The sequence below is a fragment of the Paraburkholderia sp. SIMBA_027 genome (assembly GCF_046535315.1).
Classification (GTDB): domain Bacteria; phylum Pseudomonadota; class Gammaproteobacteria; order Burkholderiales; family Burkholderiaceae; genus Paraburkholderia; species Paraburkholderia tropica.
In genome coordinates this window covers 1-278 of sequence record NZ_JAWRWY010000423.1, presented here as the reverse complement: position 1 = coordinate 278, position 278 = coordinate 1, and the positions used below count along the sequence as shown (strand labels likewise).

The following is a 278-nucleotide window of genomic DNA, read 5'->3' as shown; positions in this document are numbered from 1 at the left end:
CTCGGCGCCATAGATCTTGGTTACAGGGTCATCGTCCTAAAAGATGCGGTCTGCAGCGGCGCCGATGAGACGCATGACGCATCGCTGGAACTGCTCGGCGACAGGTTTTCCGTGCAACTGGAGATCACTATCACGGAAGACTTCCTTGGTAGCCTTTGAGACCCAGGCAGATCGAACTGCAGGAGATGACATGAACTGCCGCCTTTGGAAATCCTTGGTGCGTATTGTCGGATGCGTCCTGATGGGCCTTGGCATCGTCATGATCATGACGCCCGACC

The 278-nt window shown here is 55.8% G+C and carries 1 protein-coding gene; it reads left to right on the top strand.

All coding sequences use genetic code 11. The annotated features are described in order from the left end of the window. Positions 1-9: 9 nt before the first annotated feature. Positions 10-159 (top strand): hypothetical protein, encoded by a 150-nt coding sequence (locus tag SB764_RS39670; protein ID WP_410866706.1) that lies wholly within the window; start codon positions 10-12, stop codon positions 157-159. The last annotated feature ends 119 nt before the right edge of the window (positions 160-278 follow it).